Origin of the sequence: Sinorhizobium sp. RAC02, from assembly GCF_001713395.1 — a bacterium.
In the GTDB taxonomy this organism is placed as follows: domain Bacteria; phylum Pseudomonadota; class Alphaproteobacteria; order Rhizobiales; family Rhizobiaceae; genus Shinella.
The window spans coordinates 679,935-694,718 of record NZ_CP016452.1; the positions used below are offsets into that span (position 1 = coordinate 679,935).

A 14,784-nucleotide genomic window follows, 5' to 3' on the forward strand; every position below is an offset into this window, starting at 1 on the left:
CAGGGCGCGCCGGATTGGCGCATACACTCTAACACCTCAGCAGCGATATGGTTGCTGCACTGCACAATAAATCTGCTTTAAAGAAAGAAACCGCCCCGGGAGGCGGCTTCGATCAGGTCTAGCGCTTGACGATCAATGCGGCTTCTTCGTCGTCACGCTGGCGTCCACCGAGGGCAGCGGCAGCGGACGCGATGAACGCACCGACGAGCAGCGACAGGGCACCGAGCATCGCCACCGTCGCGGCGGACTTGCGCGCCTCGTCGGCGGCTTTCAGCGCGGCATTCTTCGCATCCTCGACCTGCTGGAGGACCTGGTCGACGCGGGCACTCGCTTCCTCCGGGGTCACGCCCGCCCGCGACGCGACGATGGCGGACATGTAAGCCCGGTCGGCTTCCGGCACACCATCGTTTACCGCGCCTTGCACCAGGATGCGGGAAATCTCGGCGGTGGCCGATGCATCGTCCCCCTGCGCCCGGGTCGTCAGATTCTGTGGGCGAAGGAGAAGGTCGGTGAAGTAGCCCGTGGCCGCGTCGGGCGACGCATCACTGCTTGCCGCCGCGGCCGAGCCTGCAACCGTCGCGGTTGCTGCGACCGTCGACGCGGCCTGCACGCCCGTCCCGGCAAGCGACGTAAAGGCGGATCCCGCCATACCCACGACGACCACAGTTGCCAGCGCCCAGCTCAGAAAACCGTGAGCGGTATCGCGGAAAAACACCTCATCCGTATGGACATTCGCCCACTTGGTTCGCAAGCGGCCGGTCAAATACCCTCCGAGAGCGGAAGCGAGCCATTGTACGACCACGAACCAGATCGCGGCCGTGACGCCCACGGTGGTAAAGGACGCGCTGTCGCCTGCCCATGGCGACACCATCGTAAGGCCGACGCCAGAGCCGAGAAGAAGAAGAATTATTGAGGTTGCCGCTGCGGCCACCGCGCCGCCGATGACGGGACCCCACGCTAAAGCCGGTGTGCTAGATTCTACGCCGACGTCGGAGACGTCAGATTTGTAAAGGGACATATACGCCTCCTATCGCAGGAAGAGAACGAGCAGGATGACGATCGGCAGGGGAATGCCCAGAAGCCAGAGAAGAATACCGCGACCCATTTTGAGAACCTCCAATTGCCTGCGAGCGAATGTTCGCAGCATGGCGCGTCAACTCTTTGAAACGGCTGATGTTCCACGGACTATCATCACCATTTTCTATTTTTCTCCTCGTGGAACCATGCGGCCGGCGCGGTGTTTCTATGGAGCCTGCTCTCAGGCTTCAACGAGGATAGAATCATGAAAAAACTTCTCCTAGCCGCAGCGCTTGTGGGCGCCTCGACTTTTGGCGCCTTTGCTCAGACGTCCACGACCCCGACGACTGATGGCGACACACCCGCGGTCGCCACGCCCGACAGCAAGAATGCGACGGCGCCGGTCGAAGGTGCCAACAGCTTCACCGAGGACCAGGCGAAGGAACGCATCGCCGAGGCCGGCTATGCTGAGGTCACCGACCTTGTCCTGGACGACAAGGGCATCTGGCAGGCTAAGGCGATGAAGGACGGCAAGGCCGTGACCGTCGCGCTCGACTACCAGGGCAACATCGTCGCCAAGTAACTTCAGACTTCAGGAGATTCCCATGAAAACCGTTACCGGACTGTTCGACGACTACTCCGATGCCAGCGCCGCCGTCAGCGCCCTGGAGGCACGCGGCGTGCCCTCCAGCGATATCAGCATCGTTTCCAACAATGCAGACGAACGCCATGGCAAGGAAACCAATGCCGCTGAAGGCGCCGGAACCGGCGCGGGCATCGGCGCTGCCGTCGGTGGCGTCGGCGGCCTGCTGACGGGCCTCGGCATCATGGCCATCCCCGGTGTCGGGCCGGTGGTCGCTGCCGGGTGGCTTGCTGCCACGGCAGCAGGTGCTGTCGCCGGTGCTGTGGCAGGCGGTGCGGCCGGTGGCCTGATCGGCGCTCTGACCGAATCCGGCGTGTCCGAAGAACACGCCCACGTCTATGCCGAAGGTGTGCGCCGCGGCGGCACGCTGGTGACCGCGAAGGTCGACGACAGCCTCCAGCCCGAAGCCGAAGCCATCCTTCGCAAGTCGAACTGGGTGGATCCCGAGCAGCGGCGCGCGGCCTATGCCGAGGGCGGTTGGACGCGCTTCGATGACACGCAGAAGCCTTATGGTACGGCCGAAATCGAGCAGGAACGTCTGCGCTACAGACGTTAAAGCGTTCAAGTAAGAGGCCGGCAATTGCCGGCCTTTTTCAGTTGTAGTCGTAAAGCCGTCGGCCTACCGCGTCGCCCCGCTCTACTCAATAGCATTGCGAGAGCCGGAAAGGTTTACGGACCGGTGTTGAGCATCTCGCTTACCTTTTTTGCGAGCGAGTCGATTGCAAATGGCTTGGTGATCATCTCCATGCCTGGTGCGAGGAAATCAGCGCGCGATGCCGCGGTCGCTGCGTAGCCGGTGATAAAGAGAATTTTCAGCGAGGGACGGCTCGCGATCGCGATTTCCGCCAATTGCCTGCCGTTTAGGCCGGGCAGTCCTACGTCAAAGACCAGGAGGTCAAGGCGTCCCTTGCCGTCGATGACGGGCATCGCCTCTGCGCCGTCGACAGCTTCGATTACGCGATATCCAAGTTCCTTCAGGAGATCGACGACCAGCATGCGAACCGAATCGTCATCCTCAACGACCAGTACCGTTTGCCCTTCGCCGCGGGGCGGGGCGGCCCCTTCTTCCATCATGCCCTCGCCCGACAATCTCTCATCGAGGCTTCGCGGCAGGTAGAGCTTGATTGTCGTTCCCAGACCGACACGGCTGTAGATATGGACATGTCCACCTGATTGCTGGGCGAACCCGTAAATCATCGAGAGGCCGAGGCCGGTTCCCTGACCGATGGGCTTGGTGGTGAAAAACGGGTCGAACGCCTTCTCGATTGTTGCTTCCGACATGCCGATCCCGGTGTCGCTGACGGCGAGCACGACATAGCTCCCCGGCTTCAACGTTTCCCCTTGGGCCAGATCGGATGCTGAGAGGACGACGTTACTTGCCTCGACGGTAAGTTTGCCGCCTTGCGGCATTGCGTCACGCGCGTTGATAACAAGGTTAAGAACGGCACTTTCCAGCTGATTATGATCTGTGAAGGCCTTCCAGATATCTGGCGCAAGATTGATGAGCAGTTCAACCTGCTCACCCAGGGTGCGGCGAAAAAGATCCTCCATCGAGGCTACGAGACCATTGACGTCGACCGGTTGGCGGTCAAGCGGTTGCCGGCGGGAGAAGGCCAGCAGACGATGGGTCAGGGCCGCCGCGCGTTCGGCGGAGGACGTCGCCGCATTGATGAATTTATCCAATTCGTCCAGACGGTTTGCTGCAATGCGCCTCTTGATGAGCGACAACGCGCCGATCACGCCGGTGAGCATATTGTTGAAGTCGTGCGCGATGCCGCCGGTAAGCTGCCCGACAGCCTCCATCTTTTGCGCCTGGCGCAACTGCGCTTCGGTTTGCTCTAGAATGGCCTTTTGTTCCTTCTCCACCGTGATGTCGCGACCGTAGGCAAAGATTCGGTCGTCCTCTCGCGACGTTCTCCAGGAGATGGTACGCGGCGTTCCGTCGATATGGGAGACGCGGATTTCGAGATCATTGTAGACATTCTCGGCCGCTTTGCGCATTTCCGCGCGGACGAGATCAACGTCCTCCGGCCACACAAAATCGACGATCGGCCGACCGACGACATCGTCCGGATCGTGGCCAAGTATCTCCGCCCACGCCGGGCTGACGTCCCGAAACACGCCGGCGGTGTCGAGCACGACAAGGAGGTCACGCGAATTGTTCCAGACGCGATTTCGCTCTCGCATGCTCTCTTGCGCGAGCTTGGCGAGGGCGTCGTTGGCCGCGTGCAGGCTTTCCTGGGTCCGCTTGGCATCCGTGACATCGAAGATCACCCCAACATAACGTCGACCGCTACTCTTGATGTCATCGACATATTCACCGCGGCGTGCAAGCCAGCGCTCGGCGCCGTCGTCGGCGCGTGTGACGCGAAATTCGATATGCCGATCATTCTGGAGGGCATCCGGATCGCTGAGGTCAATCACCCGCTCGTCGTCCGGGTGAATGAGATCATTCAGCGTTCCGATGGGGAGGACGCGCGTCGGGTGCAGCCCGAATAGCCGGCAGAACTGCTCCGAAACACTGTTCGTCAGACCCGCGCGAACTGCATGAAGCTCCTCGGAGACTGTCCGTCCTGCCTTCGTCTGGGCCTGAGCCTTCTCCGCTGCGGCGGCAATTCGTGCAGCAATCCGAGAAACACCGCCGACGATCGTTGCCGCATGCTGGCTGACGTCGCGCGAACTGCGTTCGGCAATTTCGGCAAGTGCGCGCACCTCGTCCGCCACGACGGCAAAGCCGCGACCATTCTCACCGGCGCGGGCCGCCTCTATAGCCGCATTGAGAGCGAGCAGGTTCGTCCGGTCCGAGATGTCGGCGACGGCGCCGGTCGTCGTACCAATGTTTTCCGCCTGGGATTGAAGCTTGGCGATGACCGCGACAGATGCGGTCTGCCGCGCGGCATTTGCTTCGATCGCCGAGATTGACGACTCGATCTGCGCGGCGGATTCGAAACTGACGTTTGAAGCTTCTCCGTGCGACCTCGCGCGGCTTCGGCTTCGGAGCGGGCTTCGGAAAACCGTTCGGAGAGGTGGGTCGTTGCGGAGAGGGATTCATGGGCTGCGCCTGCGGCCTCTTCGGCGCCGCTTGCGATCTGCTCTAGTGCGCGCCGAAGTTCTTCTGCTGCCGATGCGGCCTCGGCGACCCCGGTCGCGAGTTCCTCTGTCGCTGCGCCGATACGCTCTGCCGCCTTCTGCCGGCGGAGGCGAGTGCGGTCCTGTGACCGGCGTGTGGTTGCGGCCTTGCCGACATTTAGAGCCGGAGGCTCGCCCTGAGTGGCTTTGGCCGACGTAGCCTTTGCGCCCAGTTGAGATGTCTTTACGAGTGCCATGGACAATCCAATATCTCAGAAAGCCTGAGGGCAAGCATGCAAGGAAAGAGACGCTGCACACTTCGAGGCGGCTTATTAATCGTATTTTTATGGCGTAAAGGTCGAACCAACGCAATCAGTACCAGCCTATTGCGTCAGATGCCCTCGGATATGGTTTATGACGCGGCCGATTTCATAGGGTTTGGAGAAAAAGGGAAACTGGTCCGGCAGGTCATTGAGCGCGACCCTCAGGTAACCCGAGGTCAGCAAAATCATGACATCGGGGCGCAGCTCACGGACCGCTTTCGCCAACGCCAATCCGTCCATCGAGCCGGGCATATCAATATCCGTAAAAAGCGTGTCTATCTCAGGATGGGCCTCCAAAAGTGCCAACGCCTCCACCGCGTTGCTTGCTTCGAACACATGAAAATCCGCGTCCCTCATATCTTCCACGACGCTCATCCGAATGAGGAATTCGTCTTCAGCGATCAAAACGTAAGGGGATTCACTTGTCATTGGCACGTCTTCAGGTGCGAGGGGGAAGCGAGCGTTGACGCCACGTCTATGGCTACGCAATCTTCTATTGGATGTTGAGGACCGATCGGAACACAACTGTTTCTACACGTACGCCTGTCTCATCGGTGATTTCGAATCGCTGCCCATCGAGCACGTCGCCAGCCATCAACTTTTCCGCGATGATCTCGCGCGCAGCGAGGCAGGCATCGCGTCGAGCCAGATCGAGACTGTCGAACTCCGCCCCAACGGTATCCAACTCGTAGCTCTCTCCGTCGCGAATGTGGAAGTAGAATCTTGGCATGGTCTTATCCAGTTCCCTGCCGAACGATAGCAGACTGCGTTTGTTCCATTGCCGCTCAAGTCTTTACCGCCGCCGGGCAGTGTCACTACGTCCAGTGGAACGGCATGCTGCCGACGACCGAAGGGAGAATCCTTGGACCGCAGCAGGCGATTTTGAAATAGGAACCCAACGACGGCGCGCATCGTTGTAGTGAGTTGCTTTCTGACGGGATCCAGCTATGGCGCACGAAAAACCGGGAGTTCCTCCCCCGTCATCGACCGTGAACCACATCAAGTGGCCCAAGATCGTGTCGAAACAGGAGTGGCAAGAAGCGCGAAGCGGCCTACTTGCGAAAGAAAAGGCCCTCATGAAGGAAAACGACGCGCTGGCAGCTGAAAGACGCCGTCTTCCTATGGTGGAAGTGGCGACGGATTACAGGTTTCTGACCGCGCGCGGCGAAACCGATCTTCTTGGCCTTTTCGCGGGGCGCCGCCAACTCATCATCTATCGCTTCTTTTTTGCTCCTGACGTGGAAAACTGGCCGGACGGCGCATGCTCGGGATGCTCCATGTTCGCCGACAGTGTCACGCACCACGAGCATCTGGCAGCCCGAGACATTACGTTTACGGTCGCGTCGACCGCACCGCAGGACAGAATCGCCGCCTACAAGAAGCGGATGGGCTGGTCGACGCCGTGGGTGACGCTGCCGGACAATCGATTTTCTCAGGATTTCGATGTCGAGGACATGTTCGGCATCAATGTCTTCGTCCGTGACGGTGATCGAGCGTATCGCACCTATTTCATGAACGGTCGCGGTGTGGAGGCAGTAGGCCCGGTCTTCACGCTTCTTGATCTAACGCCCCTAGGCAGGCAGGAAACCTGGCAGGATGCACCTGTCGGTCGACCCCACGGAGAGCCCTACAAATGGTGACGCTTGCACGACCACTACGGCACCGCAGGCAAGGCCTGAAATCTCAAGCAAAATTGCCCGCGCTTCATCTGGGTCGATACGCTTCGTCCCATCGTAGTGGCATGCAAATTCGAATCCTTGGCGAGATCATTGTGGTAAACGTGCTTTTCCGACCATCCTTTGGCGTCGGTCGAGCGCTGCAGTAAGCGCTGATATGATGTCCTCCTCGCGAAAGGGCTTCCTTATGACCGCGCGAGCCCCATCAAAGCCGTTTTGAAGTGTGCCCGGATCCCCAGTGACGAAAATAACCTCTATCCCGAAGCGGTCGACAAGGCGGCGCGCCAGCAATTGCCCGTTGTTCCCGTCGGAAAGTCCGACATCCACGAATGCGACGTCCGCTCGCGGCGCATGGGCAAGAGCCTGCTCGACCGTTGCAGCTGGACCCAGCCGTTCGTGGCCTTGTTCTTCGACAATGGTTTCCAGATGAGAAGCGATCAATCGTCAACGTCTGTCAGTTTTTTCATGGTGCCACGGTACGGCGCCCGCTTCAGCAGTCCGTCATTCGGCCAATGCTACCCGCCCGCGTGTACGCAATCGGCGACGCGCAGGCGATGGGAACAACTGTCGTGCAGCGGGGTTCTCAACGCACAGCGCCCATATTCCTGGTTGCTGGGCTTTGAATCTGGCGATGGAGATATTTAGGATGACCGATATCCGAGCGAAGGGGTTCGACAGCCCAGCGCAGTTGCGCGAGCACCTGGCGGAAATCGAAGAGGCTATTCTGGTCAGCAACCCCGATGTGAAGGGCGATAACCTCTCCACTGGGCGGCAGCTCGCGGCGCTTAGACGGGAAGTCGCTGACCTCCGCGGCAGATTGGTCGCGATTCGTGGGCAGGCGGACGGGATTGATACACCACTGTCGCGGGGCGAGCGTCATGCTTGGCTAAGGATTGCTGCAATCATTGCCGTAACCTGTCTTCTTGGCCGGCTCGTCCAGCGCTTACGTCTCGGTGCTTCTGGCGCTGCCGCCGTCCCGATGATCGCCACGCAGCTGGACCGAAGGATCTGGTATTAGGTGAGCGCCTCCGTGAAGCGAAAGTAACGAGGTAAACATGGCGAGTGACAAGCTCTCAACCTACAAGAGCAAGCGCAACTTCAAGCAAACGCAGGAACCAAGCGGGTCTGCCGCTGTGCGACAAGCAAATCAGCTTCGCTTCATTGTCCAGAAGCACGATGCCACTCGCCTTCACTACGATCTTCGCCTCGAACTCGACGGCGTCTTCAAATCTTGGGCGGTGACGAAGGGCCCATCGCTCGATCCACATGACAAGCGGCTGGCCGTCGAAGTCGAGGACCACCCCCTGGACTATGGCGACTTCGAAGGCACCATCCCGAAAGGCCAATATGGCGGTGGTACGGTCATGCTGTGGGATCGCGGCTACTGGGAACCCGAAGGCAACAAGTCCCCGGAAGAAGCTTTGAAAAAGGGTGACCTCAAGTTCATGCTCCATGGCATGCGCCTGAGTGGCAGCTTCGTTCTGGTGCGGATGCGCAATGATCGCGATGGCGGTAAACGGACCAACTGGCTGCTGATCAAGCATCACGACGAACACGCCGTCGATGAGAACGGCGCTGCCATCCTGGACGAGAACATGACCTCGGTCGCATCCGGCCGGAAGATGGAACAGATCGCCGCCGGTAAGGGGCGGTATCCGGTAGCGTTCATGACGGCAAGCGGGGAGGTTGAGGCCGATGCTGTGTGGGACAGCAAGCACGGCCTCGCGGCCGACGAGCGCAAAAAGAGGGCCCGCAAGGATGTAGCCACATCGACGGCCGCTGACCTGCCCGACTTCATACCGCCGCAACTCTGCCAGACGCTCGAACGCCCTCCGGCCGGCGACAACTGGCTGCATGAGATCAAGTTCGACGGGTACAGGATTCAGATGCGGGTCGCTGACGGCGGGGTGACGCTGAAAACCCGAAAGGGGTTGGACTGGACCGCGAAGTATCCTGAGATTGCGGAAGCAGCCGCGGCGCTTCCCGATTGCATCATAGACGGGGAGATTTGCGCGCTCGACGACAACGGCGCCCCGGACTTTGCCGCATTGCAGGCAGCGCTGTCGGAGCGCAACACCGGCAATCTCGTCTATTTTGCATTCGACCTCTTGTTCGATGGCGGGGAAGACCTTCGCAGAAAGCCTTTGGTCGACCGGAAAGCCCGCCTGCAGCAGTTGCTTGTGGACGCGACCAAGGATCCGCATCTGCGTTTCGTCGAGCATTTCGAGACGGGCGGCGATGCGGTTCTACGCTCCGCCTGCAAGCTCTCGCTTGAGGGGATCGTCTCGAAACAGGCGGATGCGCCCTATCGATCCGGCCGGACCGATACGTGGGCGAAATCGAAATGCCGGGCCGGGCATGAGGTTGTCATCGGCGCCTACGCCAGGACGAACGGAAAGTTCCGCTCCCTCCTCGTCGGCGTGAATCGCGGCGAACACTTCGTCTATGTCGGCCGGGTCGGCACGGGCTATGGCGCGAAGAAGGTCGAAACGCTTCTACCAAAACTGAGGGCGCTCGAAACTTCGAAATCGCCCTTCACCGGGATCGGCGCACCGAGAAAAGAAAAGGAAGTCTTCTGGCTGCAGCCGGAGCTGGTCGCCGAGATCGAGTTCGCCGGCTGGACGGCCGACGGCCTGGTTCGCCAGGCTGCCTTCAAGGGCCTTCGGGAAGACAAGGCGGCGGCGGAGGTCGAAGCGGAGAAGCCGGCCTCGCCGGCGAAGACGGAGACTCCCGAGCCCGCGCCTGAAACCAATGCGAAACCCGCGCGCCGCAAGGGCGCCAAAGCGGAGGTCATGGGCGTTTTCATCTCCAATCCGGACAAGCCGCTTTGGCCGGACGCTGGTGACAGTAAGCCCGTCACCAAGGAGGATCTGGCCCGTTATCACCAAGCCGTCGGCGCCTGGCTCACCGAACACGTCAAGGGTCGCCCCTGTTCGATCATCCGCGCGCCGGATGGGATCGGCGGTGAACAGTTCTTCCAGCGCCACGCCATGCCCGGCACCTCGAACCTGCTGGAATTGGTCAAGGTCTTCGGCGACAAGAAACCATACCTGCAAGTCGACCGGATCGAAGGGCTCATCGCCATCGCGCAGATTGGAGGTGTCGAGCTGCACCCGTGGAATTGCGAACCGGGAAAGCCCGAAGTGCCGGGCCGGCTGGTCTTCGACCTCGATCCCGGGCCGGATGTTCCATTCTCGGCTGTCGTCGCGGCCGCCCGCGAGATGCGCGACCGACTGGACGACCTCGGGCTCATCAGTTTCTGCAAGACGACCGGCGGCAATGGGCTGCATGTCGTGACGCCACTTGCGGTCAATTCCCGCAAGCCACTCTCCTGGGCCGAGGCAAAGGGCTTTGCCCATGACGTCTGCCAGGAGATGGCCCGCGACAACCCAGACGCCTATCTCATCAAGATGACCAAGAGCCTGCGGGAAGGCCGCATCTTTCTAGACTATTTGCGCAACGACCGCATGGCGACGGCCGTCGCCCCTCTGTCACCAAGGGCGCGTCCGGGCGCCACCGTGTCGATGCCGCTGACCTGGACGCAGGTCAAATCCAATCTCGACCCGAAGCGGTTCACAGTGCGGACCGTGCCGGCGCTGCTGGCGAAGACAAGCGCCTGGGAAGATTATTGCGACGGACAGCGCCCGCTCGAACAGGCCATCAAGCGGCTCGGCAAGCACAAGGCTGCGGCATGATCGTTGAACGGCGGGGCGCCAAGACCACATAGGAAGCATGAAAAATCACAATGTCCCCATCGAGCACCTGATCCGCCTTCGGCGCATTCGCGGCCTGGCGCGGTTGATGGACACGGCGCTCCGCGTTCCCGGCACGCGCATATCGCTGGGCGCAGACTCGGTTCTTGGCGTGATCCCTGGCGTCGGCGATTTCGCAGCGGCGGCCATCAGCCTCGTCATCGTCAACGAGGCGCGCCGTCTCGGCGTGCCGAATGACAAGCTGGTGAAGATGCTCGTCAATGTCGGCTTCGACACGGTCGCAGGAAGCGTGCCGGTGCTCGGTGATGTCTTCGATGTCTATTTCAAATCCAATCGCCGCAATCTGCAGCTGGTGCTGGACCACTTCGGCCTCGATCACGCAGATCTCGATCGATAGGGACGATCACTTGCCGCCGACCAAGGTATCCATGTCGAAGACGGCGGCATTGTCCTGTCGTTCGCGCAGGCCCTTATAGGAGGCGTGGCGCAGATTTCCGTCGTCGGTCCAGCCGCGGAACTCCATCTCGGCGATGAGCGTCGGCAGCGCGAAGACGTAGTTCTTCCCCTTGACCGGCACGACCGGTTTCTTCGACTTCAGCTTGTCCAATGTCTTGCGCAGGTATCCGGCATCCTTCGCCTTGAACCCGGTTCCGACAGAGCCGACCGACACCCAGCTATCGCCGCGCCGGGCGGCAAGCAGAAGGCTACCGATCCCGCCACGCGCAGCAGCGGACTGCTCGTAGCCGACGATCATGAAGCTCTCACTCTGGACGCATTTGATCTTGACCCAGTCGCCTGTTCGTCCCGACCGGTACGGCCGCTCGCGGTGCTTGGCGACAATGCCTTCGAGGCCCATCGAACAGGCATTTGCCAGAAGCTCGACGCCATCGCCGTGGGCTTCTTCCGAGAGCTGCACGGCGCCGATCGCGCCGTCGAGAAAGTCGGAAAGGAGATGCCGGCGAACCGAAAGCTCCGTGTTCGTCAGATCGTGACCATTGAAATAGAGGAGATCGAATGCGAAGAAGACCGCCTCCGTCGAGGCGCGCTTGCCGCCGCGCCCGCCCAGCGAGCGTTGCAGCGCCCCGAAATCCGCGTGGCCCTCCTTGTTGAGAACCACGGCCTCGCCGTCGAGGATGGCGGTCCCGACGCCGAGCTTCTTCGCAGCTTCCGCGATCCCGGGAAAGCGATGGGTCCAGTCATGGCCGCTGCGGGTGATGATCCGCACGCCCTTCGGCTCGATGTGGATGGCGAGGCGATAGCCGTCCCATTTGATCTCAAAGAGCCATTCCGGTCCTTCCGGCGCGGTCGGCCGGAGAAGCGCCAGGCACGGCTCGACGCGTTCGGGCATCGGATCGAAGGGCAGGCTTGGCTGCTCGGGGTCGCGTCGGCGGACCGGCCGCGACCGCAGCGCAGTGCCGGATTCATCGAGCAAGGGTACGGCCGATCGGCGCTTCACTTTCATGGAGATCCATCATGCATGCGAGAGAATACGAACATAAGTGCCCTGCGTGACGATTTCAGGATGCGCGCTTTCCTTTTCCGCTCGCCGCCAAGCTCTTGCGCAGAGCGTCCATAATGTCGATGACGTTGCTGCCAGCCACGCCGGTCTCTTCCTTGACCTTGCCCTTCTTCGAGGGCTTCAGCGCCTTCTTCTTTTTTGCGATGATGTCGAGGAGAGCGTCCTGCACGGGGTCGGAAACCATGTCCGGGGACCAGGTCTTCGTGTGCTGCTTGATGAATTTCTCGACAAGGGGAATGAGATCGGGGTCCGATTCATCGTCGATATCCTCGAAATAGGGCTCTTCCGGCCGGACCTCGTCGCCGAAGCGCAGCGTCCAGAGCACGATGCCTTCGCCACGCGGTTCGAGCACGACAGCACGCTCGCGCCGGCCGATGACGAGTTTTGATATGCCGAGCACCTTGTCGGCAGCCATAGCGTCGCGGATGACGGCGAAGGCATCATGACCGACCGGATCGTCGGGCACGAGATAGTGCGGCTTTTCCAGATAGATCCATTCGATGCTGTCGCGCGGGACGAACTTGTCGATATCGATGGTCTTCACCGTGTCGAGCGCGACGGCGTCCAGTTCGTCGTCGGTGAGCAGGACATAGTCGTTCTCGCCGCGGGCATAGCCCTTCACCTCGTCCTCGTCCTTCACCGCCTGGCGCGTGACCGAGTCGACATATTGCGAGACGACGCGGTTGCCGGTCTCCCTGTTCAAGGTGTGGAAGCGAACCTTCTCGCTCTCCGAGGTCGCCGGTGACATTGAGACGGGGCAGGTGACGAGGGAGAGCTTCAGGTAGCCTTTCCAGTATGGACGCGGCGCCATGATCGTTCTCCTCAACCGGCTTTACGCTGTGCGGACGACGAGCCGCGCGCCTTCGATGCCGCGGAGCGCACCGCCGGCTTGCGCCCGGCGCCCTTGTCGGCATTGGCGGCGGACCGCTTCGGTTCATCGCCACCGGCCTTCAGCATCTTGGCGCTTTCGCGCAGCGCGGCCAGCAGGTCGTCCGGTTTGGAGACCGTGACCGCCTTGCGCTTCGGAAAGGCCCTGCCTTCGATCTTCGCCTTCACCAGTTCAGCGACCGCCGTCTCATAGCGATCGTCGAACGCGGTCGGGTCGAAGGCTCCCTTCTTGGTGGCGATGATATGCTTGGCGAGATCCAGCATCTCCCCCTTGATGCGCAGCTTCGGAATTTCGTCAAAGGCCTTCTCCGAGGAGCGGACCTCGTAGTCGTACTGCATCGTGGTGGCGATCAGGCCCTTGCCGTGGGTACGGATCAGCACGGTGCGCATGCGGCGAAACAGGACGGTGCGGGCAACTGCGGCGACCTTCGACTTCTCCATCGCATCACGCAGCGCGGTGAAGGCGTCTGACGAAACCCGGTCGTTCGGCACGAGATAGTAGGGTTTGTCGAAATAGACGTCGTCAACGTCGGAGCAGGAGATGAAGGCCTCGATCTGCAGCGTCTTGTCGCTGTCCGGAATGGTAGCGGCCACCTCCTCCGGATCGACCATGATGTACTGTCCGTTCTCGATCTCAAAGCCCTTGGTCTGGGCCTCGCGCTCGACCTCCTTGCCGGTGTCGCTATCGATGAAGACACGGTTGACGCGATTGCCCGTGCGGCGGTTGATCGTGTGAAACGAGATGCGCTCGGACGTGCTGGCGGCCGTGTAGAGGCCTACACCGCAACTCACTTCGCCGAACTTGATGAAACCCTTCCACTGAGCACGGTGACCGCCCATTCTTGAAAACTCCCGACTCGACGCAACCAAAGCGAGTCAAGCGAATGACGGGCAGATTTGTTCCGAGTCGAAAAGAATCAGAAATCAATAAGTTAGGCCGCTTCTTCCTCGTTCTTGACGAGTCTCGATCATGCCTTTGATTTGCTGCATCTTTTCGGGGCGGCGTGCGTTTCTTGAGAATCTCAACTGGAAGAGAACGTGACGGGTGATGCGATGGTCGACGATGACGAGATTAGCGGCGACGCCGTAGAGGTCGACGAGCGCGCCACGGTCTCGTTTCCATTCGACCGGATGACGGTACAGCGTTTTCGCGAGGCATTCCCGCGTGCTCGCTGGAGCGACCGGCGAAAGGCCTGGATCGTCCCCGGTACGACTGCGCGCCGGCGCATCGATCGCTGGCTGGCCAAGGAAGAATCCCGCGTCGATCCATACGCCGAGGAAAAGGGCAGAGATGCTTATGCGTTCGAGCCGATCCTCAGCCCCTATCTCAGCGCCGACAGGGACGGGTTTCGCATCCGAACGCCTTTTTCACACAAACTCATCGCGGAAATCCGGCAGGTTCCACTTGCCCGTTGGGATCGCGAGCATAAGGTCTGGCGGGTGCCGTTCGCTTCCTATGACGATCTTGTCGATCGCTGGGAGGCTATCGAGGCGGAAGCGCAGCGAAATGAACCTGAAGAACGGCGCAAGCGGGCCGCGGCGCGCAAGGGAACCGACGAGGAAAGACTGTCCCGCCGCCGGGCGGCCGAGCGCAAGCGCCGGCGCATCCCTCTTCCAGGCGATGATTTGCCGCTATTGGATCGGCCACTTGCGACAAGGCTTTATGGGATCGTTGTCTTGATCGACATCACCGGTGAGCTGGTCGAGCGCGACGAGATTGCCGATCTCTATCGTGATATCGCGGAAGATCATGTCTGGGGTCTATGGCGAACGCCTTCGCTGGAGGAGCTGGTGCAGACCTGGCCCTCGAAAAAGGTGCCGGAAGAGCACGAGCACCAGCGCGGCTGGTGGCTGCCGACCCTTGAGGAATTGCGCGAGGCGCGGCGGACGGCAAGGGCGCACGAGCGCAGTGTCAGAAGAGAGGCTCCGGCCTGAC

Annotated in this window: 15 protein-coding genes and 1 pseudogene; 7 read left to right on the forward strand and 9 right to left on the reverse strand. The window is 61.0% G+C overall.

Annotated elements, in window-relative coordinates:
- Positions 1 to 118: 118 nt before the first annotated feature.
- Complete coding sequence (locus tag BSY16_RS24320; protein ID WP_069062389.1) at positions 119 to 1,018, reverse strand: hypothetical protein; 900 nt, start codon at positions 1,016 to 1,018, stop codon at positions 119 to 121.
- Between the two features lie 264 nt (positions 1,019 to 1,282).
- Between BSY16_RS24320 and BSY16_RS24325 the strand changes: the two genes are divergently transcribed.
- Positions 1,283 to 1,600 carry a PepSY domain-containing protein gene (locus BSY16_RS24325; protein ID WP_069062390.1) on the forward strand — a complete coding sequence of 106 codons (318 nt, stop codon included), beginning with the start codon at positions 1,283 to 1,285 and terminating at the stop codon, positions 1,598 to 1,600.
- Between the two features lie 22 nt (positions 1,601 to 1,622).
- Positions 1,623 to 2,216, forward strand: a complete 594-nt coding sequence (locus BSY16_RS24330; RefSeq protein ID WP_069062391.1) for a general stress protein — start codon at positions 1,623 to 1,625, stop codon at positions 2,214 to 2,216.
- A 113-nt stretch (positions 2,217 to 2,329) separates the two neighbouring features.
- Here BSY16_RS24330 and BSY16_RS24335 read toward each other — a convergent pair whose 3' ends face one another.
- The 4 genes and pseudogenes from BSY16_RS24335 to BSY16_RS24345 form a co-directional block, all read right to left on the reverse strand.
- Positions 2,330 to 4,276, reverse strand: a complete 1,947-nt coding sequence (locus BSY16_RS24335) for a hybrid sensor histidine kinase/response regulator (RefSeq protein ID WP_502696030.1) — start codon at positions 4,274 to 4,276, stop codon at positions 2,330 to 2,332.
- A pseudogene (locus BSY16_RS33315) lies at positions 4,259 to 4,708 on the reverse strand (methyl-accepting chemotaxis protein); the annotation flags it as partial. The pseudogene BSY16_RS33315 and the gene BSY16_RS24335, both read right to left, overlap by 18 nt.
- A gap of 404 nt (positions 4,709 to 5,112) precedes the next feature.
- A complete protein-coding gene (locus BSY16_RS24340) occupies positions 5,113 to 5,481 on the reverse strand; it encodes a response regulator (RefSeq protein ID WP_069062392.1) in 369 nt (122 codons plus the stop codon).
- 64 nt (positions 5,482 to 5,545) lie between these two features.
- Positions 5,546 to 5,782 (reverse strand): DUF6894 family protein, encoded by a 237-nt coding sequence (locus BSY16_RS24345; RefSeq protein ID WP_069062393.1) that lies wholly within the window; start codon positions 5,780 to 5,782, stop codon positions 5,546 to 5,548.
- Between the two features lie 217 nt (positions 5,783 to 5,999).
- Here BSY16_RS24345 and BSY16_RS24350 point away from each other — a divergent pair, with 217 nt between their 5' ends.
- A complete protein-coding gene (locus BSY16_RS24350; RefSeq protein ID WP_083243105.1) occupies positions 6,000 to 6,692 on the forward strand; it encodes a DUF899 domain-containing protein in 693 nt (230 codons plus the stop codon).
- 126 nt (positions 6,693 to 6,818) lie between these two features.
- Here the strand turns inward: BSY16_RS24350 and BSY16_RS24355 are convergent, their stop codons facing one another.
- Entirely contained in the window at positions 6,819 to 7,169 is a 351-nt protein-coding gene (locus BSY16_RS24355) for a response regulator (RefSeq protein WP_069062394.1), read from the reverse strand.
- A 205-nt stretch (positions 7,170 to 7,374) separates the two neighbouring features.
- Here BSY16_RS24355 and BSY16_RS24360 point away from each other — a divergent pair, with 205 nt between their 5' ends.
- From BSY16_RS24360 to BSY16_RS24370, 3 genes are read left to right on the forward strand one after another with little or no spacing between them, the layout of a single operon-like run.
- The gene (locus BSY16_RS24360) at positions 7,375 to 7,746 is read left to right on the forward strand and encodes a hypothetical protein (RefSeq protein WP_150130134.1); all 372 of its coding nucleotides are present in this window, start codon (positions 7,375 to 7,377) and stop codon (positions 7,744 to 7,746) included.
- Between the two features lie 37 nt (positions 7,747 to 7,783).
- A complete protein-coding gene (gene ligD / locus BSY16_RS24365) occupies positions 7,784 to 10,423 on the forward strand; it encodes a DNA ligase D (RefSeq protein ID WP_069062396.1) in 2,640 nt (879 codons plus the stop codon).
- 37 nt (positions 10,424 to 10,460) lie between these two features.
- Positions 10,461 to 10,838: a DUF4112 domain-containing protein gene (locus tag BSY16_RS24370; protein ID WP_069062397.1), complete on the forward strand. Its 378-nt coding sequence runs from the start codon at positions 10,461 to 10,463 to the stop codon at positions 10,836 to 10,838.
- Between the two features lie 6 nt (positions 10,839 to 10,844).
- Here the strand turns inward: BSY16_RS24370 and ligD (BSY16_RS24375) are convergent, their stop codons facing one another.
- The 3 genes from ligD (BSY16_RS24375) to ku (BSY16_RS24385) are packed head-to-tail and all read right to left on the reverse strand — an operon-like array spanning position 10,845 to position 13,688.
- Positions 10,845 to 11,903, reverse strand: coding sequence for a non-homologous end-joining DNA ligase (gene ligD / locus BSY16_RS24375; RefSeq protein ID WP_069062398.1), 1,059 nt, complete (start codon positions 11,901 to 11,903; stop codon positions 10,845 to 10,847).
- 55 nt (positions 11,904 to 11,958) lie between these two features.
- Positions 11,959 to 12,771, reverse strand: a complete 813-nt coding sequence (gene ku, locus BSY16_RS24380; protein WP_069062399.1) for a non-homologous end joining protein Ku — start codon at positions 12,769 to 12,771, stop codon at positions 11,959 to 11,961.
- An 11-nt stretch (positions 12,772 to 12,782) separates the two neighbouring features.
- On the reverse strand, positions 12,783 to 13,688 hold the full coding sequence (gene ku, locus BSY16_RS24385) for a non-homologous end joining protein Ku (protein WP_069062400.1): 906 nt from the start codon (positions 13,686 to 13,688) through the stop codon (positions 12,783 to 12,785).
- A gap of 198 nt (positions 13,689 to 13,886) precedes the next feature.
- Between ku (BSY16_RS24385) and BSY16_RS24390 the strand changes: the two genes are divergently transcribed.
- The gene (locus tag BSY16_RS24390; protein WP_353652400.1) at positions 13,887 to 14,783 is read left to right on the forward strand and encodes a hypothetical protein; all 897 of its coding nucleotides are present in this window, start codon (positions 13,887 to 13,889) and stop codon (positions 14,781 to 14,783) included.
- Position 14,784 lies beyond the last annotated feature (1 nt).